Origin of the sequence: Aminobacter ciceronei (assembly GCF_014138625.1) — a bacterium.
Classification (GTDB): domain Bacteria; phylum Pseudomonadota; class Alphaproteobacteria; order Rhizobiales; family Rhizobiaceae; genus Aminobacter; species Aminobacter ciceronei.
Genome location: NZ_JACJHY010000010.1, coordinates 51,739 through 76,743, shown reverse-complemented (window position 1 = coordinate 76,743; position 25,005 = coordinate 51,739). Strand labels below are relative to the sequence as shown.

Sequence of the window (25,005 nt, the reverse complement as noted above, 5' to 3'; positions counted from 1 at the left end):
ACTTCAGGCGCAGCGGCGCCGCTCCAATCCGTGCCCGACAGGACCGCATGCTCGAATTCACACCAGACCAGCAGATGATCCGCGAGGAAGCCCAGCGCTTCCTGCGTGAACAGTCTTCCTCCGAGGCGATCCGGCTGATCGTCGACACTGGCGCGAGCCATGACGCCGGGCTGTGGGCCAGCATTTCGCGTGAGCTCGGCTGGTGCGCGATGGCTGTCCCGGAAGAATTCGGCGGACTGGGGCTCGGCGCCACCGAGGTGGCAATCCTGATGGAACTCACAGGTGCACGCCTTGCCTGCGTGCCATTCTGGTCGACGGTGTGCCTGGCGGCACCACTCCTGCAGTCGGCCGGAAGCGAGCCCGCCAAGGCGAAGTATCTTGGCGCCATAGCCGCGGGCGAAATGGCCGTGACCGTCGCCTATGCCGATCTTTCAGTGGCCGATCCGGCGGCGACGGTTGCGGTCAAAGCTCTCAGGACCGACGGTGGCTACAGGCTGGACGGCAAGGTCGCGCAGGTCATCGACCTCGAGGCGGCCGATATCGTGCTTGTACCGGCAGCGCTGGAAGACGGAGCGACGGCGCTGTTTGCGCTGGCGCGCGACGCAGGACAGTCAGTTGCGCCACTCGAGGTACTTGATCGGACGCGTCCGGTTGCTGCACTCGAACTGGCCATGGAGGTTTCCGCCGAGAGCCGTATCGATGAAGGGTGCGTCAGCGCCGGCCAGTTCCGCGAGGCACTCGCTTTTGCCAATCTCGGACTTGCCGCCGAACAACTGGGCGCGGCGCAAGGCGCGCATGAGGTGACGCTTGCCTACATCGCCGAGCGTGTTCAGTTCGGCCGCACCATTGCCTCGTTCCAGGCGATCAAGCACCGCTGCGCCAAGCTGGTGGTCGAAATTGCCGAGGCGCGGTCGCTGATCTTCGGAGCCGCTCAAGGTCTGGGCATTTCCGACGCAGCAGAAAGCGCGCTGGAGATCGCTGGGGCGCGCGTGCTCGCCTCCGACCTGCAGTTCCGAGCCGCCGAGGAGGCGATCCAGCTGCATGGCGGCGTCGGCTTCACCTGGGAATACGACCCTCATCTCTATTTCAAGCGGGCGCAAGCGAATGCCGCGCTGCTTGGCGCGCGTGAGGCGCAACTCGACCGCATTGCCGCATCTGTCTTCGGTGACGGAGGTGTGAAATGAGCGACCTGAACGCCTTCCGCACAGAGGTGCGCGACTGGATGGCAAGCCATCTCAGCGGCACGTTTGCCGAACTGAAATATCGCGGCGGTTCGGGCGAGGGCGACGTCCTGCCGGAACTGCGCAAGGAATGGGAGCGCGAACTCGCCGCCGGCCGCTGGACCTGCCCGGGCTGGCCTCAAGAACATGGCGGGCGTGGCCTGTCGGTCGCCGAACAGGTCGCGTTCCAGGAAGAATACAGCCGCGCCGGCGGTCCCGGTCGGATAGGCCATATCGGCGAGGGCTTGATGGGGCCGACGCTGATCGCTTTTGGCACGGAGGAGCAGAAGAAGCGCTTTTTGCCAGGCATCCGGAGCGGCACAGAGTTCTGGGCCCAGGGTTATTCCGAGCCGAGCGCCGGTTCGGATTTCGGCAATATCAAGACCCGGGCCAGGCTCGACCCTGTAACAGGCGATTGGGTCGTGTCGGGCCAGAAAGTGTGGACCTCACTGGCGCATCTGTCCGATTGGATCTTTGTCGTGGCGCGCTGCGAGGAAGGCTCGGTCGGCCGAAATGGCCTGATCTTTCTGCTCATGCCGCTCGCCCAGCCGGGCGTCGAAATCCATCCGATCAAGCAGATCGGTGGCGGCGCCGAGTTCAATTCGGTGTTCTTCGATGGCGCGCGTGCCAAGGCTGATGATGTTCTGGGACAGCCCGGCGACGGCTGGAAGATCGCGATGGCGCTGCTCGGTTTCGAGCGTGGCATTTCGACGCTCGGCCAGCAGATGAGCTTCCAGCAGGAACTCGACCTGATCGTCGAGATATCAAAGGAGAACGGCTCCGACCGCTCGCCTGCCATCCGCCAACGCGTCGCCTATGCCTGGACCGGCCTGCGCGCCATGCGTTACCTAGCCATGCGCGTACTGAGTGACGACCAGTCGCCGGAAACGCGGCGCGAGGCGCTGACCTACAAGTACCAGTGGTCGAACTGGCACCGCGACCTTGGCCGGCTCGCAATGGACGTGCTGAAGATGGATGCCAACGTCGTTTCAGACGATCCGCGCCGCGAACGCCTGCAGCAGATGTTCCTTTTTGCGCGCGCCGACACGATCTACGGCGGCACCAACGAAATCCAGCTCAACATCATCGCCGAGCAAGGGCTCGGCATGCCCAGGGAGCCGCGCGGCAAGCTGTAACAGGCAAGGACGCGCCTGGGCCAGGGAGGAAATTTGGCATGGGCATCAGGGAGGCGGGTCTTCAGGAGATCGCGGCGCGCGAGGCGCTGCGGCGACTGGTGACGGCCTATTCGCGCGCCGTCGACCGGCGCGACTTCAAGCTGTTGCGCAGCCTCTATCACGACGAAGCCTACGAGGAGCATGGCGACATGTTCGTGGGCGGGCCGGACGACTATATGGCCTTCGTCGAGAAGGCGCTGTCGAACTATGCCGCGACCGCGCATTACGTGGTCAACACCAGCTTCGAGGTCGATGGCGACCGCGCCGAGGGCGAGGTCTACAAGATCAACTATCACCGCACCCATGGCCCCGACGCTCATGAAGTGATCACCGGCAGCCGCAGCCTCGACCGCTACCGGAGGGATGGCGGCGAGTGGCGATTTCTCGGTCGCTCGATCACGCTCGACTGGTCGACCAGGCGAGTCGTTGACGCCGATGCCTACAAGGATTTCGCTGCCGGCAGCCCGCCTGGCCAGCCGGGACCCGACGACCTGTCCTACCGGGCCCTGACGCTTTTCGGTCGTCATGGCTGACATCCAAACCAGTTCACAGACCAGGACTTCCTGAGGGAGCGAAAGCATGACTGACCAGAGACAATTCGCCGGCAAGATTGCCGTGGTGACCGGTGCCGGCAACGGCATCGGCCGCGCCGCGGCAATTGCCTATGCCCAGGAAGGTGCCGATGTCGCGATCCTCGACCGCGAAGCCGCGGCGCTGGCCGAAACCGCCGAACTGGTGCGCGCCCACAAGGTCAAAGCGCTGCCCCTGGTCGGCGACATGATGGATCAGGAGGTCGTCGCCGAGAGCTTTGTCCGCATCAAGCGCGACCTCGGGCCGGTCGACATGCTGCTCAACAACATCGGCCAGACCGCGCGGGAAAACTATTCCGAGTTCTGGCAGGCCAAACCCGAGACGCTGCAGTTCGTGATCGGCGTGTCGCTGATGACGACGCTGACCTGCACACGCCAGGTGGTCGAGGACATGCGTGAGCGCCGCTCGGGCAAGATCGTCTCGATCTCGTCGGACTCGGCGATGAATGGCGATATCGGCACTGTCGACTACGCCTCGGCCAAGGCCGGCGTGCTCGGTTTCACCCGCGCGCTTGCCCGCGAACTCGGGCCGTTCAAGGTCAACGTCAATGCCGTCTGCCCCGGCCCGACCAATACGCGCGCCATGCAGCGCATCCCCAAGGATGCCTATGAGCGGGCCAGGAACATGATCCCGCTCGGTGAACTCAGCGAGCCGGAAGACATTGCAAATGCTGTGATTTTCCTGTCGAGCGAAAAGTCGCGCTTCATCACCGGCCAGACCTTGATGGTCAACGGCGGACGCGTCTTCTACTGATCGTTTTCGTTAGTTCATTCAGACGATGTTCGGCTTTGTGCGGCGCATCATTTGAAACGAGACAGTGCGATCGCCCTTCTGCCATCGGCCGATGGGCGGTCGCCGGAACTTCCAGCGAGAGAGAATGTCCATGAACCTGCATACCGTCTTGTGCGAACGCCTCGGCAGCCGCTATCCGGTGGTGCAGACGGCCATGGGCTGGGTGGCCGACGCAAACCTCACCGCCGCGACCTGCAATGCCGGTGGCTTCGGTTTCTTCGCGGGTGCGACCACCGAGCCGGGCGATGTCGAAAACCAGATCCTCGCCATCAAGTCGAAGACGGACCGTCCGTTCGGCATCAATTTCCACATGTTCCAGCCCAACGCCGAAGAAGTCATCTCGGTGGTCATCAAGCACAAGGTGCGCGCCGTGAGTTACGGCCGCGGCCCCGATGCCAAGACGATCAAGCGGCTCAAGGATGCCGGCGTGGTGTGCATGCCCACCGTCGGTGCGGTCAAGCACGCGATCAAGGCTGTCGAGCTCGGTGCCGACATCATCACCGTCCAGGGCGGTGAGGGGGGTGGCCATACCGGTGCTGTGCCGACGACCATCCTTTTGCCCCAGGTGCTCGACGCCGTGAAGGTTCCGGTGGTTGCCGCCGGCGGCTTCTTCGACGGGCGCGGCCTTGCTGCAGCTCTCGGCTATGGCGCCGCCGGAATCGCCATGGGCACGCGCTTCCTGATGACCAACGAATCGCCGGTGCCGCGCTCGGCGCTGGATCGCTATCTCGCGACCAAGGACCCGACACTCATCCGCACGACCACCGCCGTCGACGGCCTGCCGCAGCGCTTCATCGAGAATGCCGAGATCAGGCGCCTCGAAAACATGAGCCTGCCGGCGCGCCTCGCCATGAGCATGAAGTACGCACGCCAGTGGGGCAAGGAGAGCGGGCTTGGCCCGATCGCCATGGCCAAGCTCGGCCTCAAGGTGCTGTCGAGCGGCGAGAACAGCTTCGCCCAGACCGTGATGGCGCCGAACCTGCCGACGCTGGTGCAACGCGGCGTGGTCGAAGGCAACACAGAAACCGGCCTGCTGCCTTCCGGCCAGGCCGCAGCCATGATCGACAGGCTCGAAAGCTGCGAAGAGCTGATCGCCCGCATCGTCAGCGAGGCGGAAGCGCGGCTCAAGGCCATCTCGGCGCTCGTCGCCGCCAATTGAGTGGAGAGAATTCGATGAGCGACCAATTCTGGACCAAAATCGAGGACGGCATTGCCGAACTGGTGATCGAGAACGCGCCGGTGAATGCGCTCGACAGTATCGGCTGGCGCAGGCTTTCGCAGGAGATCGACGCGCTCAACGCCAATGCCGATGTCCGCGTAATCGTGATCCGTGCCGAGGGGCGGGGCTTTTGCGCCGGCGTCGACATCAAGGAACTTCAGAAGCACCCGGAGCGCATTCCCGAAGTGAATGCCGGCAACTGGGAAACCTTCCGCGCCATCCATCGCGGCCTGAAGCCGGTGATCGTGGCTGCCCATGGCTACATCCTCGGCGGCGGCATCGGCATTTGCGGCTCGGCCGACATCGTCCTGTGCTCGCCTGACGCGACCTTCGGCGTGCCAGAGGTCGACCGCGGCGCGCTCGGCGCCGGCGCGCATCTGCAGCGCCTGTTTCCGGTGCAGAAGGTGCGCCAGATGTATTTCACCGGCGAGCCGATCGACGCTGCGGAAGCCTATCGCCTCGGCGCGGTCGAGAAGGTGGTGCCGCGCGAGGAGCTCCGAGATGCCGCCCTCAAGCTCGCCAAGACCATCGCCGCCAAGAGCGCGATCATGATCCGTCTCGCCAAAGAGGCGCTGAACGGCATCGAGGATGGCGATCTCGAGAAGAAATACCGCTGGGAGCAGGGGTTCACGGCCCAGGCCTATCTCACCCAGGAATCGCAGGAAGCGCGCGACGCCTTCGTCGGCAAACGCGACGCCGACTTCAAGAAGTAACCAGATCAGGACGCCCGGACATGACCGCCACCAAGATCCTTCCCGCCCCGCCCTATGTCGAAGGCCATGGCCTGCTCAAGGGCCGTTCGGTGCTCATTACCGCGGCTGCCGGCGTCGGCATCGGCTTCGCTGCAGCCCGCAAGGCGATCGAGGAAGGTTGCCGCGCCATCATGATCTCCGACGTCCACGAACGGCGCCTGGCGGAAGCGGCCGACAAGCTGCGCGAACTCTCGCCGACCGTCGAGATCTACAGTCAGCTCTGCAACGTCACCGACGAGGAGCAGGTGCAGTCGCTTGTCGATGCGGCTGAAGACAAGCTCGGCGGCATCGACGTGTTGATCAACAACGCCGGTCTCGGCGGCCTCAAGTCCGTCGTGGAAATGACCGACGCCGAATGGAACCTGGTGCTCGACGTCACCCTGACCGGTACGATGCGCATGACGCGCGCCGCACTCAAGAAGATGCAGCCGCGCGGCAAGGGTGCCATCGTCAACAACGCCTCCGTGCTCGGCTGGCGCGCTCAGAAAGGCCAGTCGCACTATGCCGCGGCCAAGGCCGGAGTCATGGCCTTCACCCGCTGCTCGGCGGTGGAAGCAGCCGAATACGGCATCCGCATCAATGCTGTGTCTCCGTCGATTGCCATGCACGAATTCCTCAAGAAGTCGGCGCCACAGGAACAGCTTGACGCGCTGACCAGCCTCGAAGCCTTTGGCCGCGCAGCGGAAGTGTGGGAAATCGCCAATGTCATGATGTTCCTCGCCAGTGACTATGCCGGCTACATGGTCGGCGAGATCGTCTCCGTCTCCAGCCAGAGGGCCTGATCATGGGCCTCGTCTTCTCCTCGCCCAACGAGGCAGTGGATGCCATCGGCCAGAACCTCGGATCGACCGATTGGCTCACCATCGACCAGGCGCGCATCGACATGTTCGCCGGGGCGACCGGTGATCACCAGTGGATCCATGTCGATCCGGTGCGCGCCAAGGACGGCCCGTTCGGCGGAACGGTTGCGCATGGCTGCCTGACGTTTTCGTTGATCAACGGCTTCCTGCCCGACCTGTTCAAGGCGGAGGACATGAAGATGGGCATCAACTATGGCTGCGACCGGCTGCGCTTTCCGGCGCCGGTGCCCGTCAATTCCAAGGTGCGGGCGACGGGCGAACTGGTCAACGCCGAGTTTCTGCCGGGGAACGCCGTGCAGACGACGGTGCGGGTGACCATTGAGATCGAAGGCTCGGCCAAGCCGGCCTGCGTCGCCGACATGGTCGGCCGCTACTACTTCTGAGGCGCACGGCGCTTCGGCCACCGGAGGTGACAATGGACAAGACTGGTGACGCGCAGGCGGAGATCCTGGCGCGACTGGACAGGCTCGAGTCGCGCGACGAGATTCGCCAGCTGATTTCCAAATATTCGCTGGCGCTCGACATGCGCGACATGAATGCGATGGCCTCGCTGTTTGCGCCCGACGTCAAGGTCGGCGGCGGCAGATCGGGCAGGGCGGCCCTGCGCGACTGGCTCGACGAGACGATGCGCAAGCAGTTCGACGGCACCTCGCATCATGTCGGCTCGACCATTATCGAGTTCGTCGACGCGGACAATGCAGTGGGCGTCGTCTATTCCAAGAACGAGCACGAATGCGGCGCCGAGTGGGTCATCATGCAGATGATGTATTACGACCGCTATGAGCGCATCGACGGCCGCTGGTTCTTCCGCCGCCGCCAGCCGCTTTACTGGTATGCCACCGACCTCAACAAGCCGCCGGTCGGCTCGCGCAAGATGCGCTGGCCGGGCCGCGAGCCCTATGAAGGCTCGTTCCATGAGCTGTTTCCGTCGTGGAAAGAGTTCTGGACGCGTTCGGGCCCTGATGAGGCCCTGCCGGAACCGGCGCCACTCGAAACCTTCATTGAAACCATGCGAAGAGGCAATGAAATCCGTGGCAACCGTGTGCGCTGAGAAGACTTCGGATCGGCTGATCGCGGACAAGCTGTTCCAGCCAATCAAGATCGGCCCCCTGGAGCTTGCCAATCGCATCGCGATGGCGCCGATGTCGCGCTATTTCTGCGCCGACGGCGTGCCGCATGAGAAGGTGTCCGCCTACTACTCGCGAAGGGCGCTGAACCAGGTCGGCCTCATCATCACCGAGGCGACCTATATCGGCCACCCCACGGCGCCGAGCTATGAGGGGGTGCCTTTTTTCGCCGGCGAAGCGGCACTGGCCGGCTGGGCCAAAGTGCGCACTGCAGTGCATGCCGCCGGCGGCAAGATATTCCCTCAACTCTGGCACACCGGCAGCTTCCGAAACTCGGCCATGGCGCCGCAGCCGGGTGTTCCGGGCGTCGGTCCATCGGAGAACACCAACGCCTTCACCGGCCATCCGGAAGCCACCAGGGCGATGACCGAGACGGAAATCCTCGAGGTGATCGAGTCCTATGCCGAGGCGGCGGATGCGGCGCAGCGGCTTGGCTTCGACGGCGTCGAGATCCACGGCGCGCATGGCTATCTGATCGACGAGTTCTTCTGGGCGACGTCCAACCGCCGAACCGACCGCTACGGCGGTAGCCGGCGCGAGCGCACGCGCTTTGCGGTGGAAGTGATCGAGGCGATGCGCAGCCGCGTCGGCCCCGACTTCCCGATCTCCTTCCGCTATTCGCAGTGGAAACAGCAGGACTACAAGGCCGTGCTTGGCGAAACGCCTGGCGAACTGGCAGAGGTGCTGGAGCCGCTGGTCGACGCGGGTGTGAGCATCATGCACTGCTCGACACGCCGCATATGGGAGCCGGGTTTTGCGGCAGAGGGTGACGTGACGCTCGCCGGCTGGACGAAGAAGATCACCGGCTTGCCGGTCATCGCAGTCGGCGGCGTCGGCCTCGACCGGCCGGGGCTCAATGCGGCGGAGGCGGCTTCGCTCGACGTGATCCAGAAGCCGCTTGAACGCAACGAGTTCGACATCCTGGCTGTCGGGCGGGCGCTATTGGCCGATCCGGCCTGGGCGCTTAAAGTCCGGCAAGGCCGGGCCCACGAAGGGGTGGGCTACGCCAAGGAACAGCTGAAATCGTTGTTCTGACCAGAAAGGCGCCGTTCGCGGCGCCTTTCTTGTCGAGGGGACAAGCTTTCTATCTGCTCAGACGAAAAAGAAGCACCGGCGACTGTGTCCGCCGGCGCTTTCAGTTTGGGTCGACAGGGAGTTGGGAGGATGTCCTGTCAGGCCGCCTGGCGCGGTCCGTGGCCGAGGATGACGGCGCTGTTCAGCACCAGCCGGACCAGTTCCGTCTGGCGCGTGATGCCGCTCTTGGAGAAGATCGAGCGCAGATGGGCACGTGCAGTGTTGCGGGAGATGTCGAGCGAGGTGGCGGCATCTTCCAGCGACAGGCCGGCGGTCAGTCGGCGGGCGACCGCGGCTTCCGCAGGCGTCAGATCGAACAGCTGGCGCACGAGCTCGCCCTCGACCTCCGGGTTCGCTTCAGGATCGCGGATGTAGACAGCGACCGCCGAGTTGGCAGCGGCGGCGTTATCCTTGCTGCCGCGGATCGGGCGGACGATGACGCCGAGATTGCGCGAGCCTGACTGCTTGGTCAGCGACAGGCCCCGCGAAGTCGTGCCGGCGTCGTCGGCTGCCATCTGCAAGGCCGCCTTGACCGCAGTCTGGAAGTCGCGGTCCTCCTTGGCCGAGGTGGCGCGCAGCTTGTTGCCCTGGATCTGCAGGCCGTCGCGGGCTTCGAGCAGGCGCGTCGCCGCGTCTGAGGCGCGGACGATCTTGCCGGAATGGTCGAGGATGACGACACCGACGTAGAGCTTGTCCATGACGTCGGAGTAGAGACGGCGCTCGACCTCGGTGGCGCCCATGCGCCAGGACGTCTCGACGCCACGTGCCAACTGCGAAACAAGAATTTCGCAGACCGAGGCTGCATCGTCATCGAACTTGGTGTCCGACCGGTCGCGGAAAACCCAGAGCGTGTAGCGGGCGGTGTCGTCGGTAGGCACATAGGTGGCCGACATCGGCTGGCAGCGTTCGGAGAGATAAGCGAGCTGCGCCGGGCGAGTGAGGGCCGCGCCTGCCGTGTCGGTCATCATCTCGTCGATCTCGGTAAAGGCGTAGTAGGTCTCGCCGGTGCGCAGGCGGTCCTCGATCACCAGCACCGCGGCATAGGCGTCGAACTGCTCGCGGATCAGCTCGAGCGGGGTGCGCAGCGGCTTGCCGTTCATCAGGCTGTCAGAGACGCGGTTGAGGAAATGGCCGAATTCGACGATCGATCTGGCGTGAAAAGTCATTGCAGGAGCTCCCAAAATCCGCCGCACGGGGGCGTGCGGGACCGGTTCCCGGCTGCGCGGTGCATGCCAGGAGGTCATGAGTTCGATTGTATTGGCGAGGGCCTGGTATCGGCCCGGCGTCAGCCGATCAGGACGGCGGGAGGAAACCTCGTCGGGCAAGATGCCGGACGGACGACGATCCAGTTGTCATGCTGCGTAGGCTCGAACCGGTCATCGCGCTTCCTCCCGAATGCGAAATGATTAATGTCGACAGTTATGTCATTAAATTGACACGTCGTCAAATTCGAAATGCGTTGCGTAGAATTTTTGACATGGTGTCAGTGGTGGACAAGTCTTGGGCAGAGTGCAAACGAAACGGGCCGGATCTTGCGACCCGGCCCGCACGTTCAGCAGATGAAGAAGGAAATCAGGCGCCGCAGTCGGCGCGCTCGACCAGACCGTCTTCGCGCGGCTTGTAGGGGTTCTTGACCACCTTGATCGACTCGGGCGCCGGCAGGAAGTGGCTTTTGCCGCTCGCCTGGATCGGGCCGGTGAGCATCTGGACGGACGCGGCATTGGCCTGCAGCCAGGCAGCGACCGACTCGCCGTCGGTCTTGCCCGAACCGTTGATGGCAGCCGCCAGCACGATCGGCTGGATGTAGTACGGGATCAGCGCCGAGGCACCGCCCATGCGGTCGACGTCGGCGACCTGTTCCTTTGCGCGCTTGGCGAACTTGGCGAAGGCGTTTTCGCCGACTGGGTCGCTCGGGCAATAGGTCATGCCGACGAACTGCACGCTGTAGACGTCCTTGAAGGCGTCTTCGCCGACCACTGCGACGTTGCCGACGGCGTAGTTGGTCATCGTCTGGTTGGCCAGAACCGGCACGTCCCAGCCGATGTCGGCGCGGTTTTCGAGCAGCTTGCGCGAGTCGTCGCCGATCGAGTTGATCAGAAGGATCGCTTCGGCGCCCGAGCTGCGCATCTGGAACAGCTGCGGGGTCATGTCTTCGGTGCGGAAGGCGAACTCCTGCACCGCGGTCGGCTCGACGCCCTTCGACTTGAGGTAGTCGACGATCTCGACCACGGCAGCCTTGGACATGCCGCCATTGTCCGAAATCAGCGCCAGCTTCTTGAGCTTCAGCACGTCGATGGCGAAGTCGATGTTCGGCTTCATCTGATTGAGACCAGTGACCGAGCCCGAGAAGTGGAACGGACCAGCTTCGGGCGTCAGCTGAGTCGAGGCAGCAGAAGAAACCTGGGCGATCTTCTTTTCGCTCGCCACAGGAACGACCGGAATGGTTTCCTGGCTGGTTGCCGGGCCGACGAGCGCCTCGACCTTTTCGTTCTCGATCAGGCGACGCACTTCGGCAACGGCATGGGTCGGGTCAGTCATGGTGTCGCCGAGAACCAGCTCGGCCTTCTTGCCGAGAATGCCGCCGGCGGCATTGATGTCTTCGATGGCCAGCTTCCAGCCCACTTCGGCGGTCTTGCCGATCGAGGCGCCGCCGCCGGTCATCGACATGATGCCGCCGATCTTGACGACCTCCTGTGCCTGCGAAATACCTGCCGACAAGGCAAGGGCTGCCACCGACACCATTCCGATGGCAGTGCGACGCGTAATGGAACCATTCCATTGGAAGTTCATGCGTTTCTCCTCCGCTTACTTCGACCGACAAACAGTCACGGCCATGTGTCCGAAACATCGTCCGCTTGGACGATGGAGGGGGAGGAGCTTCCGAATTCGTTAGCGAGAGCTAACAAAAGACGCATGCTTCAGCGCGGCGGTGCCTTCCTGGTGACGACGGCCCGCGCAAGGGCAGGCTCCGGCAGCTTGCGCCAGGCCAGCCAAGCGAGCACGGCCCCCAGTGCCATCAACGGCACGACGACGGACATGCCCAGCATCGCATCGCCGAGGATACCGGCGACGACAGTGCCCAGGAGGCCACTGCCCATCTGCAGGAACCCGCTCAGCGAGGAGGCGGCCCCGGCACTGTCGGGGAAGGCGGCGACAGTCGCGGCAGACATTGCCGGCATGACGAATGAATTGCCTAGAACGAACATGGCCATGGGCAGCGCGACCGACAGGAAGGTTGGCTCGTACAGTCCGAGCAAGACCGCCATGGCAGCAGCCCCGAGGCTGCTGATCCCCAGGCCGACGGGCACCATACGATAGGCACCATAACGTGGGATGAGACTGCGCATGACAAGCGAGCCGGAAATGAAGCTGGCCGACTGGAACAGCATCGCGAGGCCGAACTGCGCCGGCGTCAGCCCCAGCCGATCCATCAGGATGAAGGGCAGGACGGTCGCCTGGGTGTAGTAGGCGCCCAGGGTGCCGGCGATGACGAGGCTGGAGAACAGGAAATAGCCGCTGCCGAGCAAATTGCGATAGGTTTTCATGACGGCGCCCAGCCGCACCCGGCTCGGGTCGCGCTCGACGGTTTCGACCAGCGCGAAACGGACCGTCAGCAACGACGCCACGCCCATCAGGAACATGATCGAGAAGATGGCATGCCAGCCGGCGACTTCCATGACCAGACCGCCGACTGTCGGCGCGATGGCCGGCGCCAGCGCCAGGATCAGCGTGATCAGGTTGAGGATGCGTGCTGATTGCTCGTGGGCAAAGAGGTCGCGCACGATCGCGCGCGACAAAGACAGCCCGACTGCCGCGCCCGCGCCCTGCAACAGCCGCGACAGGATCAGCACGTCGATGGAGGGCGCGACCAGCGCGCCCAGGCTGCCGAGAAGGTAGATGCCGAGAAAGGCCAACGTCACCGGCTTGCGGCCATATCCGTCGGAGAGAGGACCACACACCAGCTGGGTGAGGGCGAAGCCGGCGAAATACAGCCCGAGCGTCATCTTCACCGCCTCTTCGGTGGTGCCGAAGGCATGAACGATTTCGGGCATGGCCGGCGTGAACAGCGACAGCGAGGCGGGACCGAGACCGGCTAGCACCGCACCGACGATGGTCACGCGCCGCTCGCTCATGAGGCCGGGCTGCTGGTCTTCTCGGTCTGATGTCATGATGCTGGCCCCGGCTCGATCGATGGCAGGCGCCTGAGCGGCAGAGTGCCTGTCACCAGATCGAACCGGTGCCGGGAAAGATCATCCGTCATACGGACTAGCGCGGGGATAATTCGGCTGCGTGTCGGCCAAAAGAAAGGGGCCGCATGCTGCGGCCCCTGGAGAGGTGTCAGACAGCGGTGCCGTAGAGATCGTATGGATCGGAGCGATCGACCTTGACGGTGACGATGTCGCCGACGCGCAGCGGACGGCGCGACTGGATATGGACCGAACCGTCGATCTCGGGCGCGTCGTACTTGGTGCGGCCCTTGGCCGACGTGCCGTTGGCCTCGTCGATGATGACGGGCAGGCGCTTGCCCACTTTCCGTGCCTGCGCGGCGGCCGAAATCTTCTGCTGGCGCTGCATGAAGCGATGCCAACGGGCTTCCTTGACCTCCTCGGGGATCTGTTCGAGGCCGAGGTCGTTGGAACGCGCGCCCTTGACCGGCTCGTATTTGAAGCAGCCGGCGCGGTCGATCTTGGCCTCGTCGATCCAGTCGAGCAGCATTTCGAAGTCTTCCTCTGTTTCACCGGGGAAGCCGACGATGAAAGTCGAGCGGATGGCGAGGTCAGGGCAGACGTCACGCCAGCCGCGGATGCGCTCGAGCGCCTTTTCGCCATGGGCCGGACGGCGCATGTTTTTCAGAACCCGCGGCGAGGCGTGCTGGAAGGGGATGTCGAGATAAGGAAGGATTTTGCCCTCGGCCATCAGCGGGATGACGTCGGCGACATGCGGGTAAGGATAGACATAATGCATGCGCACCCAGATGCCGAGTTCGCCCAGTTCCTGCGACAGGTCGAGGAACTTGGCGCGGACCTCGCGCTCCTTCCAGACGCTGGTCGCATATTTCACGTCGATGCCGTAGGCGCTGGTATCCTGGGAGATGACGAGCAGTTCCTTGACGCCGGCATTGGCCAGCTTTTCGGCTTCGCGCAGCACGTCGGCGGCAGGGCGCGAGACAAGGTCGCCACGCAGGTCGGGGATGATGCAGAACGTGCAGCGGTTGTTGCAGCCCTCGGAAATCTTGAGATAGGCGTAGTGGCGCGGGGTCAGCTTGACGCCCTGAGGCGGCACAAGGTCGGTGAACGGGTCGTGCGCCGGCGGAGCAGCCTCGTGCACGGCGGCCATGACGCTTTCATAGGCCTGTGGGCCGGTGATGGCGAAGACGTTGGGGTGCTTCTCTCGGATCAGTTCGGGCGTGGCGCCCATGCAGCCGGTTACGATGACCTTGCCGTTCTCCTTCATTGCCGTGCCGATGGCGTCCAGCGACTCGGTGCGGGCGGAATCGAGGAAGCCGCAGGTGTTGACCACGACCAGGTCGGCGCCGTCGTGCTGGCGGGCGATCTCATAACCTTCGGCGCGGAGCTGGGTGAGGATGCGTTCGGAATCGACAAGCGCCTTCGGGCATCCGAGGCTGACGAAGCTGACGCGGGGTGCTGCTGACATAGGCAGGTTTCCAATGGACGCGGGCCGGTAACCCATGAGGTCCGGCCCGGAAATCTGTTGATGTGTCGATCTGTCGGCTCTGAAAAGAGCTCAATTCGGGCGGCGCAATAGCACAGATCGGGGCCCAAGCAAACCGGCTGATCGCCACATGCAAAAAGGGCCGGAAAAACTCCGGCCCTTTTTGGTCTGTTGCTGCGGCTCAGTGGGCCGGCGCGCTGTGGCCGCCAAACCACTCGCTGAGGAACCCAAACTGTTCCGGGAACTGATCTACTGCGCCGTCGAGCAGCATCTTCACCGCGACATAGAGGATGATCAAAAGGCCGATATAGGCGATCCAGCGGTAACGATGCAGCAGGCGCGCGACGAAGGAGGCGGCAAAGCCCATCAGCGCGATCGACAGCGCCAGACCGATGATCAGCACCGTGGGATGATCCATGGCGGCACCGGCAACGGCGAGCACGTTGTCGAGCGACATTGACACGTCGGCGATGACGATCTGCCAGGCGGCCTGGGCGAAGGTCTTGCGCGGGCCCTTGGCGGCGATCTTGCCGTCCTTGTCATAGTCGGCGTCGGCAAGCGCCTCGGTCGCTTCATGTTCCTGCTCGTGGCTGACGCTCAGTTCGCGCCACATCTTCCAGCACACCCACAGAAGCAGCAGGCCGCCGGCGATGAGAAGCATCGGCCCGATGGCCAAAAGCCATTGGGTGATCAGTGCGAAACCGATACGGAGAACGGTCGCCGCGGCGATGCCGACGAGGATGGCCTTCTTGCGCTGATCGGCCGGAAGGCCTGCCGCGGCAAGGCCGATGACGATGGCGTTGTCGCCGGCAAGCACGAGGTCGATAGCTATGACCTGCAGAAGGGCTGTGAAGCCTGCAGCAGTGAATATCTCCATCGGACGGGACCCTCTCCGTTCAGTTCCAATGTCTTGATGTCGGCTATAACGCCCGACGCGCGTGCGTCAACAGACAAGCAACGCGTTTATTCGAAACGGCTTAAATCGGCGCGTTCCCTGACGTGAAGCTGACGAAACCTGGTGACAAACGCGGTTGGGCGTTCGTATTTGGAGCTCGACCGGCCGCTCCAGTAATCACTCGCAGACGTATCTGACGCGACCCGTAGAGCCGCTTACGGCGCGGCAGGATATCGGCTTGGAATTGCCGGTGCTCGCCGCACCGCTTGGCGCGCGCGTCACCGGGCGAGGGCCAGGCTGCTCGGTGGCAAAGCGAATATCGGGCCCGGTTGGAAAGGCGGCAGCCTGCTGGCGCTCGGCCGCGGCACGCTTGGCTTCGTCGTCCTGCCAGAAGCGCCGGGAGTCCATTGGTTTCGGAATGACGACGGTGCCATCGGACGAGCGACTGCAGCCGCCAAGCAGCGTGGCGGAGAAACCCAGGGTCAGCGCAAGCGTCAATGTCGAACCGAAACTCATGCGAATGCTATATCGCGGCCGAAGGCGTCGATAAAGTCCCAGAGTGCAAGCAGTTGGGATAAATGAGAAAATTCGTCCAGGACAGATCGACGCTGCCAGGCCAGGCCGCTCGGTCCGAACCTGAGCGGTTGTATGCTCAAAGCGTATTTGCAACCGAACTCAGAGTTGTCGCGATTGCCTGTTTGTATCTCTCGAATTCCGGCGACGTCTGCCTGACCACCTGTGGTGGTGGCAACGTCGGGGTTGAACTGGGAAGCGAGGTTGCTGCAGGAGCACGTCCGGTCATCTTTTTCTCCGCCCAGGCAACGACATAGGTGGCGTTCTTGCCGGTGAGGAAGGGATTGGCCTTGATCACGACGGCGCCCAGGACGTCGGCGATCATGGCATCGCCGGAGGCGGTCAGGATCTGGTGGGCGCCTTCCATGCCGAGGAAGTGGCAGAGATAGAGCCGCCCGGCGGTGATCTGGTGGCCGCGCTGCTTGAGATAGGCTTCGCCCTCGCGAGCCAGGTTGCGCACCATTTCGCGCGAGATGGTCGGATCGAAGCGCAATTCGAGCAGTTCGGCCGTCGAGAGCGAACGCGCGAGATCGGGCCTGTAGGTGTTCATCATCCGGATCCAGGTGCTGCTGATGAACTGCCCCAGGCCTGTCGCCGACGACAGCGGGTTCTTGGCACGCGCGCTGCCGCCGCTTTCGACATGGATGATGCGGTTGGTCAGGATCTCGATGGCCTGATCGTCCGAGGAGGTGGTGGCGACAGTGGTCGTGGTTGTGGTCGTTGCCACGGCAACGGTGACAGTGCCGAGCGGATCGATGGCCTGGCCGTCCTGGTAGAGCTCGAAATGCAGATGCGGGCCGGTCGACAAGCCGGTGGTGCCAATATAGCCGATGATGTCGCCGGCCTTGACCGCGGTTCCGACGCTGATGCCATCGGCGAAACGCTGCATGTGGGCATAGCGGGTCTCACGGTTGTTGGCATGCGAGATACGGATGAGGTTGCCGTAACCCTTGCCGTCACCCTCGAACACGACCTGGCCGTCAAAAGCGGCGGCGATCGGCGTGCCGATGGGGGCCGCCCAGTCGACGCCCTTGTGGATTCGGACAGTCTTCAGGATCGGATGCTTACGAGGTCCGAAGGTCGAGGTCATGACGCCGTTGACCGGCGTGAACATGCCGTTCGTCGTCGCCAGCGATCGAACCTGGTCGTCGCCACCGACACAGGAGAACTGGCCGTCAGTCTGCTGGAAGACGAAACATTCGAGCTTCTTGTCGGTGCCGTGGACGCCGACATAGAGCACGCGGCCGGCGACGCCATCCTTGCCGCGCGCCGTCTCCGAATAGAGCAGGACCAGGCGCTGGTCCTCGGTGGCAAAGGCGTTCAGGTCCTGGCCGCGCGACAGGTACATGATGGCCTCGCCCAGCACGCCGGTGGGCACGTTGTTGCGGGCAGCGGTCGAATAGATCGCGTCGAGCAGCCGGTATTGGCGCTTCTGGGCGCTGGCTTGCGGTGCGCCTGAATAGTTGAACAGGTCGTCGCGCACCCACGGGTCGACGCCTTCGACGAACTGGCCGGCCGAATTGCGGGCAAGCGTGCCGATGAACCTGTTCATAGCGTAGACCGAAACCTGCATCAACGCCATTGCCGGGGCGCCGCGGCGCGGCCGGAAGCCGCGCAGGGCGACGACATAGCCGGGCTCGAGGGTCTCCAGCTTGAAGACCGCCTTGAGTGCGTCGCTGACCAGCTTGGCTTCGTCGGTGGAAAAATGCGCCTCGAGCGCAACGCTTTCGAGCGAGCGGCTGGTGAGGATCTTGATGAAAACGTCTTCGGTCGCCTCGAACCGCTCGGGCTCCGGGGTCACGGTCGCGACGCTGGTGTTGTTTTCGACGGCGGTTTTTTCGAAGGCGGGCAGAGCGGCTTCGCCCTGGTCGATGGTTTCGCCCCAGCCCGCGCCAACATCGGACGTGTCGTCGCCCTCGGCTTCGTCGAGGTCGGTTGCGATCGGCGGCGTCGGCTGGATGTTGGTTTGTTGCCCTGGCTGAGGCTCGGCGACAGCGCGCTGCGCCTGAAAGAAGGCAAAGTCGTCCTGCGTCGACGGGATGGCGGTCATGAAGCGTTCGCTGGAGCTCAGCATCGTGTCGGAGAGGTATTCGATGCTTGGCGAGATGCCGTCTTCGATAAGATCGGCCGGGCGGGAAAGCTGGCGTCGCTTGGTCTCTGTGCCTGCTTCATGCGCGAGGTTGATCCACATCGGGTCGCCGGCGAGGTCGACGATGGCCGGGACGTAGACAGCGGCATCGGCCGGCACGATGTCGCTTTCCTCGGTCGGCTGCAGGTCGCCCTCATATTCGCCCGATGGCCAGTAGTCCGCGCCGAAATAGACGGCGGCAGCGACGATACCGGTGAGGGCAAGTATGCCGGCAATGATCATGGCCTTGAGCTGCCGTTCGCGCGAGCGCCTGGCCATACGCTGCTGCTTTTGCTGCTTGAAGCTCGCGTCAATGCCATGCGTCATGGCGAAGACCCGGTCAGGAAGAAGGTCCAGCGCGACTGTTCCAGCGTGTCGACTTCGTAGAAGCGGGCGGCGATGTGGCCACGCTGCCAGCATTCGTCGATGCCACGCACGGTGAAACGCTTGCGCTCGACGCACATGTCGGTCGAACCGCTGAGGATGGCATTGCCGAAGACGTCGGTCGCGTAGATGTAGATGTAGCGGTTGGTCAGCTCTTCGCGGATGACGTTGACGCACTGATTGGCGCCGATTGTCCACCAGCCATCGGTCTGGAATGCGGCTTCGACTTCCTGGCCGACGGCGAGATTGACGACGTCGAGCGTCTGGTTACAGACGGTAAACTCCGCGCGAGCCAGACTGGGGGCGCAAAGCAATGACAGCAATGTCAGCAGGGCAAAGGTGGCTCCTCGTGCACCGGTTCGGTGTCCGATCCCGCCCGCATCGTCTTGCCGGCCGCTATCGGCCTCCCGCCAAGGCTTGAGAAGCTGCACCGTCGGTCTTGCCCCGAATCCGCACCAGTACAATGGTGACGTTGTCCGTTCCGCCGCGCTCGAGGACCTTTGCCAGCAGATCTTCGCAAGCCGCCTGCGGTGTCGTCGAAACCACCGCGGCCTCGATCTCCTCGTCGGAAACATGGGCGGTCAGGCCGTCGGTACCGAGTATGAAGACGTCGCCGGGCAAGAGATCGCCCTGGCGGAAGTCGACGTCGATGTCGTCGCTGACGCCTATGGCGCGGGTGATGACATTGCGGCGCGGCCAGGTCTGCGCCTCCTCGGCGGTGATCGCACCGCGATCAAGCAACTCCTGAACCTCGGTGTGATCGTGCGAGACCTGGGAGATCGAACCGTCACGCACCAGGTAGACGCGGCTGTCGCCGAGCCACAGGCAGGCGAACTTGCCGTCCATGGCAAGCAGTGCTGCGACCGTCGAACCCATCGTCGCGCCACGCAAGTCCGATATTTCGCGGATGTCGGAATGGGCCAGCCTCAGCCTGTCGACGAAGCGTGCGCGCAGATCGGGCGCCGATTCAGGAATGCCGATCGTCGACAAGTGTTCGACGATGCTGGCGGAGGCGACCTCGCCGGCATCGTGGCCGCCCATGCCGTCGGCGACGACCCACAGGCCGCTGCGGGGCTCGATCAGGTAGCTGTCTTCATTGACCTGACGGACGCAGCCCTTGTGGCTGACGCCATAGCTTTCGAAGGGGAGGACGACATCGTTCAATGGCCTCAAGCGCTCTCGGGCGCCCCTCTGCGTTGCGTATTGACGCGCGCGCCTTTCAGTCTGCCACAGGCCCGTGCGTTAGAGTACAGAAATTAACACGTGCCGGGCTGACTGTGCCTGCCCACCGTTTCAAAGCCCCTTCGGACAGGTAAAACCGGAGAATGCGGTCAGCGAAAAGGGATTGCCCGGCGGGTTGATCTGGACGGTGTAGGCGACATCGCGGCCGCCGATGACGTAGCGCAGTTGCAGTTTGTCGCCATTGACTGTCGAGGTGCCTGCGTCGAGCAGGCGCTTCAAGGCCCACGGCCCTTCGAACCTGATGGCGGATTCGCGCCCGGGAAGCTCCGGCGTAAGGCTGAGATTGGCCGACCCGGCGGAGGCACTGCCGGGCCATGTGACGATGCCCGGGCTGCTGCCGTTCTGATAGCTCTGGACGACCTGTCCGTTGACGTCGAGCAAGGCCATGTCGGCGTCGCCATGCAGCGAAAACGGCGTGAAAGTGATGTTGACTGCAGGCGTGGACCCGCCAAGCGGAAAGAACGCGTCGCGGATTTCGGCGGCCAGCTGGAACTGCTTCAGCGTCGACCTGGAGAGCCCACGGCCCAGGCGCGACTCCTGCTTCCATTGCCATTCGGTCCCCGACATGTCTGCGAGAGAGGCCAAGTTTTGTGCGAAAAACCTGTCGATGATGCCGCTGGGCGCGAAAAGCCGGGCGAAATCGCCGATCGGCACATCCTGGCTGGCGCCGGTGCCGAAGGGATAGCGGTTGGCGATAACTTCCTCGCAGGGGCCGCTGACGGTCTCCTGCAGCGACTGGTTGAGTTGCGCTACGGAGGTCTCGGCCACGTCGCCCTCGAAATCGTCGGCGGCAGCGTGGACCATGCGCGACAGTGTCTTGGGCAGGCGCGAGGCGTTGGCGCGGAGATTGGATATCTGCAGCTGAAGATTGGCATTGACGCGACCTGCCTGCGACGGGGCGGCGGCCGAGATCGTCAGGCTCTGATAGACGGCATGGAAATTCTGGATCAGGGCATCGATCGGGCGCTGGCCGGGACGGCCATCGACAAGAAGCTGGAACGGCCGGAATTGCGCCTCGATGTTGGCGCCGGGCACGATGGTCGGCGCATTGGCGAATGCCGCACCGGCGCGACTGGCGGATTTGCGGCCCGGCAACTCGATGCCGATGCGGGCGAGGCCATCGGCACGCGCATCGGCGTCGGCAGTCGGGCCTGAGCCACGTGTCAGCGCCGTCTCGCGGGCAATCGCCTCGAACAACTGCGCCAGCGGCGAGCTGGGCGAGCCGGCGGCTGACAGCGCGAGATATTCCGGCTTGTCCGCCGCCATCGGCCGGAATTTGAGCTTGTCGAGAACACCGTTCCATACGGCTGAAAAGTCGCTGCTGTAGCGGTCGAGCAACTCTGGGCCGAGCCGCAACAGTTCCTGCTCGACGCCGCCTTGCTCGCCGCCGGCGCCGACGACCCATTGCTCGTCTATGAGTTTCTGGGCGATACCGGAAAGCTGTGTCAGGTAGAAATCGTTGAAGCCGGCATAGGTATAGAGGCCGCGAACACGCAGCGCAGACAGGTCGCTGCCATCGACGGTCTCAAACACCAGCTTCGCTTCCTGGCCGCCCTTCGTGGTGACGGCGAAGTCGTCGAGCGTGGCCGCGGTCAGCGCCGAGGCGATCAAGGCGGAAGCCTGATCGGCGACCGTCATGCGGCCCAGCGCGCGCTGTGCCGACTCGACCAAGGGGCGATTGAGCTCGAATGCCGGATCGAACTCATCGTCGAGCGTAAGCATCGCCCTCAGGTGCTTTTCTAGGATGAGACGGCCTTCGCGATTTTGCGGACCGGGATAGCGGTTCTGCTCCCAGTCCTTCTTCATCCACGAGACGATCTGTTCATCATCGACCTTCGGCGCTTCGCCTGCGAGCATCAGGTAAATCTTGAGAGCTTCGTAGAGAGCCGCAGGATCGCTCATCTTCGCTTGGATGGTGCGTTCAAGGTGCAGCAACAGGCGAGGGCGAAGCATCCGCTCCAGCGCCAGCCGGTAGGTCGTCTCCGATGCCGACAACAACCGCGCGCGCTGGCTGAGCCCGAGCGTTTCGCGCGCCGGCGTCGGCTGGTCGCGATGCTCGTAGCCGGTCGGCAGGCCGCTGATGCTCTCCAGCGCATCGATGACATTCTCAAGGTCAACGTCGGATACGGTTTCCGCCTGCAGCAGTGCGGCGGCGGACGACGTGTAGCTTTCCGCAGCCTGGCTGGTGGCCGCGATCAGGGCCTTGTTTGCGGCATAACTGACCGCCAGAACGCCTAGGGCGGCAGCGGCGATCAAGCTGATGGCGCCGGTTCCGGCGAAGCGGGCAAATCTGGCGCGCCGGTCGGCGGCATCGTCATAGGAGACCCAGCCGGCCTCAGCAAAGATGACATTGGCCAAAAGGTCGTGCAGGAAGAAGCTCTTGCCGGTCCCGGACAGCTGTGCTTGGGATCCGTTGCCGAAACCACGGCCGATGGCGCCGAGTACGCGGTCGATCGGCGTGCCCTCCTGCGTGCCGGAGGAGAAGTAGAAGCCGCGCAGGATAGCGCTTGCCGGCTTCTTCGTCGGTTCGAAGACACGGCCGAGAAAGGTCGCACAGCGTTGCTTAAGCGAAGCAAACTGCGCGGCGAAGCTGAAGATAGCGATGCGCGCGACCGGATCCTGCTCGCCCTGCATACGGTCGGGCACGTCCTCGGACAGGCGGCGGACGAGCGCATCGAATTCAGCCGGAACCTCGCTGACCACGTTCGCCTTGCGGTCGGCGCCCTGGAATGTCGTACCCCACACCATGCGCCGGTCGGTTTCGTCCAGACTGCCGAAACTCTCCATGAAGCCGGCGATCAGGTCGGCCTTGGTGAACAGCACATAGACGGGAAAGCCGATGTTCAGCGTCTCGTGGATTTCCTGCAGGCGATTGCGGATGACGACGGCGTGGGCGTCGAGCTCCTGGTCGCTTGAAGACATCACATCGGCTAGGCTGATGGCGACAATTACGCCATTGATCGGCTGCCTGGCGCGGTGTTTCCTGAGCAGCGACAGGAAGGCGAGCCATCCTTTGCGGTCGCTTTCGGTGTCGGAATCCTGGTTGGTGTAGCGGCCGGCGGTGTCGATCAGCACCGCTTCATCGGTGAACCACCAGTCGCAGTTCCGGGTTCCGCCGACGCCGGGCACCGGCTGGGCCGTGCCGGACACGGTGATCGGAAACGTGAGGCCCGAATTGACCAACGCCGTGGTCTTGCCGGCGCCGGGCGGGCCGATGATCAGGTACCAGGGCACCTCGTAGAGGAAATTGCGCCTGCCGCTGGCGCGCTTGAGCGCCGCGATGGCCTTGGTCATGCCCGTTTCGAGCAATTGGCCGTCGCCGTCATAGGCACTCTCGCTGGCGATGGCGGCAGCGAGCGCCTTTTGAGCACGGCGCGCAAACCAGAAGCGGAACAGGGCGATGCCTGCGGCCAATGCAAGGATGAGGGCGATGATGGCGACGCGCGCGCCAGTTGATTCAAGCGGCCGGCTGCCGACCAGGACGATCAGCGGGCCGGCAAACCACACGGCTGCGGCAAGGCCGGCCAGTGCCATGACGCTCAAAGTTCTGAGCAGCCACGTCATCACGACCACCACAGCGTGCGGCGGGGCGCGCTCATGGTGCGTCCTCGCGCCGGATCATGACGTCGACACGGCGGTTCAAGGCGCGGCCGTCGGCGGTTGCGTTGTCGGCGATCGGCACGTCCTCGCCCTTGCCTTCGACAGCTATTCGCGAGGCATCGCCGATCCCCTGAACAAGTGCCTTTGCCACAGCCTCCGCCCGGGCAACGGATAGATCGTAGTTCGACTTGTAGGCACTGGACTGGCGCGGCTTCACATTGTCGGTGTGGCCGACGATTCTGATCGGTCCCGGTTCGCCTGCGAGTGCAGCCGCAATGCGCGCCGCCACGGGCGTGAATTCAGGCTTGGTCTCGGCCTTGCCCGGCTCGAACAGCAGCTCGTTGTTGAGCTCGACGATGATGAACTCGCCCTTGGAGGCGACGGTCAATGCGCCGGCGCCGATGTCCTGGGTGAGGGCAGCGCGGATGCGGTAAATCTGCGCCATGGTCGGGGCTGTTGCTGCCGGTTTGGCATCCTCGACCGGCGAAGCCGGCTCATCCGGCGCTGCCTGCTCGATCGGCGGGGCGAAGTCGCTGCGTTCGATGGCGACCGGCTTCGATGGTGTGAGCGCAAGCAATGTCGCGGCGAGCGCGTCGCCCTCTCTGGTGACGTCGCCGCGCATCCAGAAGAAGGCGGTGGTGACGAAGGCGAGGGCGAAGGCGGCCATCGCCCAGAGCGGTAGCCTGTAGGGGCGTCGGCCCACGGTGGCCGCGAGGCCCTGCCAGTGCGGAGAAATACCGTCGTCGGTGAGCGGCCGGAAGTAGCGCAGTGCGGCGTACAGGTCCTGGCGCACGAGCTCAAGGCTCTGATTGCCGCCGGCGACGCCACGATATTGTCCGGCGAAGCCGAGCGACATGCAGGCATGCATCAGTTCGAGCAGGTCGCCACGCTCCGCCGGATCGGCCAGCACCGAGTTCAGTGCCTCGAAGAAGCCGTTTCCTGACGCATCGATCCCGTAGAAGCGCGACAGCATGCCGTGCTGCGCCCAGTTGTCGGAGCCGATGCCCGGCAGGTTGGCGATGATGTCGTCGGCTGTCTCGCAAAGGGCATATTTCGCGACATGCGCGTCGTCTTGGTTCACGCCGGCTTCGGCGGCTTTCCATTCGAATTCTTCGATGCATTCGGCGACGTGCTGGGCCAATACGGACACGTCGGCTTCGACCGTCACCGTCCTGAGATGGCCAAACAAGATGAGAAGCGGCGTTGCCGCTGATATCAGCGGGTTGGCCCCGGAAACCTGGACACGTTCGGCCGCATCGAACAGGGCCTCCAACGACGTGCCTGCTGCCGTTGCTGCCTGCTTACGCTGCTTGTGGCTGTTGCGGGGCGCGTCGCCAGGGGCGTCGCCGAAGGGACTGGCCTGATAGATCACCGTGCCCGAACTTGGCGCCTGCTGTTCAGGGCCGCCGGTGTAGATGATGGTCGGATCGGACGCCGGCTGTGGTGGCGAGGGCTGGTCCGGACGCGGCGCGCGGCGCGGCGATCCGCGAATGACGGTTCTGCCGTCGGAGCCGGAAGGATCGTCCTTCGAACTCATCGCCGATTATCCGCTTTCGCGCGACGGCTGCCATGCCCTGACAATGCCGCGGATGCCTCCGGTCACGTGCCAACAACGCATCGTAATGCATGGAAATGCCGATGGGAACCGGGGCTGAACCGCCCGTCGAAACGGCGGGGCCGACCGAGGGATCAGCTGCGTC

The 25,005-nt window shown here is 64.0% G+C and carries 21 protein-coding genes; 10 read left to right on the top strand and 11 right to left on the bottom strand.

What is annotated here, in order from left to right; translation table 11 throughout:
* Nucleotides 1-47 precede the first annotated feature (47 nt).
* The 10 genes from HNQ95_RS12290 (at nt 48) to HNQ95_RS12245 (ending at nt 8,771) form a co-directional block, all read left to right on the top strand.
* On the top strand, nt 48-1,184 hold the full coding sequence (locus HNQ95_RS12290; RefSeq protein ID WP_083948771.1) for an acyl-CoA dehydrogenase family protein: 1,137 nt from the start codon (nt 48-50) through the stop codon (nt 1,182-1,184).
* The gene (locus HNQ95_RS12285) at nt 1,181-2,356 is read left to right on the top strand and encodes an acyl-CoA dehydrogenase family protein (protein ID WP_067962098.1); all 1,176 of its coding nucleotides are present in this window, start codon (nt 1,181-1,183) and stop codon (nt 2,354-2,356) included. The genes HNQ95_RS12290 and HNQ95_RS12285 overlap by 4 nt, the downstream gene beginning before the upstream one ends.
* A gap of 38 nt (nt 2,357-2,394) precedes the next feature.
* The gene (locus tag HNQ95_RS12280) at nt 2,395-2,928 is read left to right on the top strand and encodes a nuclear transport factor 2 family protein (protein ID WP_067962096.1); all 534 of its coding nucleotides are present in this window, start codon (nt 2,395-2,397) and stop codon (nt 2,926-2,928) included.
* A gap of 46 nt (nt 2,929-2,974) precedes the next feature.
* Nucleotides 2,975-3,739 (top strand): SDR family NAD(P)-dependent oxidoreductase, encoded by a 765-nt coding sequence (locus HNQ95_RS12275; protein WP_067962093.1) that lies wholly within the window; start codon nt 2,975-2,977, stop codon nt 3,737-3,739.
* 130 nt (nt 3,740-3,869) lie between these two features.
* Nucleotides 3,870-4,937: an NAD(P)H-dependent flavin oxidoreductase gene (locus tag HNQ95_RS12270; protein WP_182574170.1), complete on the top strand. Its 1,068-nt coding sequence runs from the start codon at nt 3,870-3,872 to the stop codon at nt 4,935-4,937.
* Nucleotides 4,938-4,951: 14 nt separating this feature from the next.
* On the top strand, nt 4,952-5,710 hold the full coding sequence (locus tag HNQ95_RS12265; RefSeq protein WP_067962089.1) for an enoyl-CoA hydratase family protein: 759 nt from the start codon (nt 4,952-4,954) through the stop codon (nt 5,708-5,710).
* A gap of 20 nt (nt 5,711-5,730) precedes the next feature.
* Complete coding sequence (locus HNQ95_RS12260; RefSeq protein WP_067962087.1) at nt 5,731-6,531, top strand: SDR family oxidoreductase; 801 nt, start codon at nt 5,731-5,733, stop codon at nt 6,529-6,531.
* A 2-nt stretch (nt 6,532-6,533) separates the two neighbouring features.
* Nucleotides 6,534-6,992 carry a MaoC family dehydratase gene (locus HNQ95_RS12255; protein ID WP_182574169.1) on the top strand — a complete coding sequence of 153 codons (459 nt, stop codon included), beginning with the start codon at nt 6,534-6,536 and terminating at the stop codon, nt 6,990-6,992.
* Between the two features lie 32 nt (nt 6,993-7,024).
* A complete protein-coding gene (locus HNQ95_RS12250; RefSeq protein ID WP_067962083.1) occupies nt 7,025-7,660 on the top strand; it encodes a nuclear transport factor 2 family protein in 636 nt (211 codons plus the stop codon).
* Nucleotides 7,632-8,771, top strand: a complete 1,140-nt coding sequence (locus HNQ95_RS12245; RefSeq protein ID WP_067962082.1) for an NADH:flavin oxidoreductase — start codon at nt 7,632-7,634, stop codon at nt 8,769-8,771. The genes HNQ95_RS12250 and HNQ95_RS12245 overlap by 29 nt, the downstream gene beginning before the upstream one ends.
* Nucleotides 8,772-8,908: 137 nt before the next feature.
* Here HNQ95_RS12245 and HNQ95_RS12240 read toward each other — a convergent pair whose 3' ends face one another.
* The 11 genes from HNQ95_RS12240 to tssL form a co-directional block, all read right to left on the bottom strand.
* On the bottom strand, nt 8,909-9,976 hold the full coding sequence (locus HNQ95_RS12240) for a helix-turn-helix transcriptional regulator (RefSeq protein ID WP_154386524.1): 1,068 nt from the start codon (nt 9,974-9,976) through the stop codon (nt 8,909-8,911).
* A gap of 406 nt (nt 9,977-10,382) precedes the next feature.
* Nucleotides 10,383-11,600 carry an ABC transporter substrate-binding protein gene (locus HNQ95_RS12235; protein ID WP_246340692.1) on the bottom strand — a complete coding sequence of 406 codons (1,218 nt, stop codon included), beginning with the start codon at nt 11,598-11,600 and terminating at the stop codon, nt 10,383-10,385.
* Between the two features lie 128 nt (nt 11,601-11,728).
* On the bottom strand, nt 11,729-12,979 hold the full coding sequence (locus tag HNQ95_RS12230) for a multidrug effflux MFS transporter (protein ID WP_067962075.1): 1,251 nt from the start codon (nt 12,977-12,979) through the stop codon (nt 11,729-11,731).
* 169 nt (nt 12,980-13,148) lie between these two features.
* A complete protein-coding gene (gene rimO, locus HNQ95_RS12225; protein ID WP_182574168.1) occupies nt 13,149-14,465 on the bottom strand; it encodes a 30S ribosomal protein S12 methylthiotransferase RimO in 1,317 nt (438 codons plus the stop codon).
* Between the two features lie 199 nt (nt 14,466-14,664).
* A complete protein-coding gene (locus HNQ95_RS12220) occupies nt 14,665-15,360 on the bottom strand; it encodes a TerC family protein (RefSeq protein ID WP_067962072.1) in 696 nt (231 codons plus the stop codon).
* Nucleotides 15,361-15,555: 195 nt separating this feature from the next.
* Nucleotides 15,556-15,894 carry a hypothetical protein gene (locus HNQ95_RS12215; RefSeq protein WP_067962070.1) on the bottom strand — a complete coding sequence of 113 codons (339 nt, stop codon included), beginning with the start codon at nt 15,892-15,894 and terminating at the stop codon, nt 15,556-15,558.
* Nucleotides 15,895-16,030: 136 nt separating this feature from the next.
* Complete coding sequence (locus HNQ95_RS12210; protein ID WP_182574167.1) at nt 16,031-18,406, bottom strand: peptidoglycan DD-metalloendopeptidase family protein; 2,376 nt, start codon at nt 18,404-18,406, stop codon at nt 16,031-16,033.
* Nucleotides 18,403-18,795 (bottom strand): DUF1036 domain-containing protein, encoded by a 393-nt coding sequence (locus HNQ95_RS12205; protein ID WP_067966559.1) that lies wholly within the window; start codon nt 18,793-18,795, stop codon nt 18,403-18,405. The genes HNQ95_RS12210 and HNQ95_RS12205 overlap by 4 nt, the downstream gene beginning before the upstream one ends.
* Nucleotides 18,796-18,859: 64 nt before the next feature.
* On the bottom strand, nt 18,860-19,627 hold the full coding sequence (locus HNQ95_RS12200) for a PP2C family protein-serine/threonine phosphatase (protein ID WP_067962067.1): 768 nt from the start codon (nt 19,625-19,627) through the stop codon (nt 18,860-18,862).
* Nucleotides 19,628-19,756: 129 nt separating this feature from the next.
* The gene (gene tssM / locus HNQ95_RS12195) at nt 19,757-23,269 is read right to left on the bottom strand and encodes a type VI secretion system membrane subunit TssM (RefSeq protein ID WP_182574166.1); all 3,513 of its coding nucleotides are present in this window, start codon (nt 23,267-23,269) and stop codon (nt 19,757-19,759) included.
* Between the two features lie 31 nt (nt 23,270-23,300).
* Complete coding sequence (gene tssL, locus HNQ95_RS12190; RefSeq protein ID WP_182574165.1) at nt 23,301-24,842, bottom strand: type VI secretion system protein TssL, long form; 1,542 nt, start codon at nt 24,840-24,842, stop codon at nt 23,301-23,303.
* Nucleotides 24,843-25,005: the final 163 nt, after the last annotated feature.

What these genes read in the sequence shown, in the direction of transcription:
- HNQ95_RS12290 (WP_083948771.1), top strand. Translation starts at nt 48, where the DNA reads ATGCTCGAATTCACACCAGACCAGCAGATGATCCGCGAGGAAGCCCAG.
- HNQ95_RS12285 (WP_067962098.1), top strand. Translation starts at nt 1,181, where the DNA reads ATGAGCGACCTGAACGCCTTCCGCACAGAGGTGCGCGACTGGATGGCA.
- HNQ95_RS12280 (WP_067962096.1), top strand. Translation starts at nt 2,395, where the DNA reads ATGGGCATCAGGGAGGCGGGTCTTCAGGAGATCGCGGCGCGCGAGGCG.
- HNQ95_RS12275 (WP_067962093.1), top strand. Translation starts at nt 2,975, where the DNA reads ATGACTGACCAGAGACAATTCGCCGGCAAGATTGCCGTGGTGACCGGT.
- HNQ95_RS12270 (WP_182574170.1), top strand. Translation starts at nt 3,870, where the DNA reads ATGAACCTGCATACCGTCTTGTGCGAACGCCTCGGCAGCCGCTATCCG.
- HNQ95_RS12265 (WP_067962089.1), top strand. Translation starts at nt 4,952, where the DNA reads ATGAGCGACCAATTCTGGACCAAAATCGAGGACGGCATTGCCGAACTG.
- HNQ95_RS12260 (WP_067962087.1), top strand. Translation starts at nt 5,731, where the DNA reads ATGACCGCCACCAAGATCCTTCCCGCCCCGCCCTATGTCGAAGGCCAT.
- HNQ95_RS12255 (WP_182574169.1), top strand. Translation starts at nt 6,534, where the DNA reads ATGGGCCTCGTCTTCTCCTCGCCCAACGAGGCAGTGGATGCCATCGGC.
- HNQ95_RS12250 (WP_067962083.1), top strand. Translation starts at nt 7,025, where the DNA reads ATGGACAAGACTGGTGACGCGCAGGCGGAGATCCTGGCGCGACTGGAC.
- HNQ95_RS12245 (WP_067962082.1), top strand. Translation starts at nt 7,632, where the DNA reads ATGAAATCCGTGGCAACCGTGTGCGCTGAGAAGACTTCGGATCGGCTG.
- HNQ95_RS12240 (WP_154386524.1), bottom strand. Translation starts at nt 9,976, where the DNA reads ATGACTTTTCACGCCAGATCGATCGTCGAATTCGGCCATTTCCTCAAC.
- HNQ95_RS12235 (WP_246340692.1), bottom strand. Translation starts at nt 11,600, where the DNA reads ATGAACTTCCAATGGAATGGTTCCATTACGCGTCGCACTGCCATCGGA.
- HNQ95_RS12230 (WP_067962075.1), bottom strand. Translation starts at nt 12,979, where the DNA reads ATGACATCAGACCGAGAAGACCAGCAGCCCGGCCTCATGAGCGAGCGG.
- rimO (WP_182574168.1), bottom strand. Translation starts at nt 14,465, where the DNA reads ATGTCAGCAGCACCCCGCGTCAGCTTCGTCAGCCTCGGATGCCCGAAG.
- HNQ95_RS12220 (WP_067962072.1), bottom strand. Translation starts at nt 15,360, where the DNA reads ATGGAGATATTCACTGCTGCAGGCTTCACAGCCCTTCTGCAGGTCATA.
- HNQ95_RS12215 (WP_067962070.1), bottom strand. Translation starts at nt 15,894, where the DNA reads ATGAGTTTCGGTTCGACATTGACGCTTGCGCTGACCCTGGGTTTCTCC.
- HNQ95_RS12210 (WP_182574167.1), bottom strand. Translation starts at nt 18,406, where the DNA reads ATGACGCATGGCATTGACGCGAGCTTCAAGCAGCAAAAGCAGCAGCGT.
- tssM (WP_182574166.1), bottom strand. Translation starts at nt 23,269, where the DNA reads ATGACGTGGCTGCTCAGAACTTTGAGCGTCATGGCACTGGCCGGCCTT.
- tssL (WP_182574165.1), bottom strand. Translation starts at nt 24,842, where the DNA reads ATGAGTTCGAAGGACGATCCTTCCGGCTCCGACGGCAGAACCGTCATT.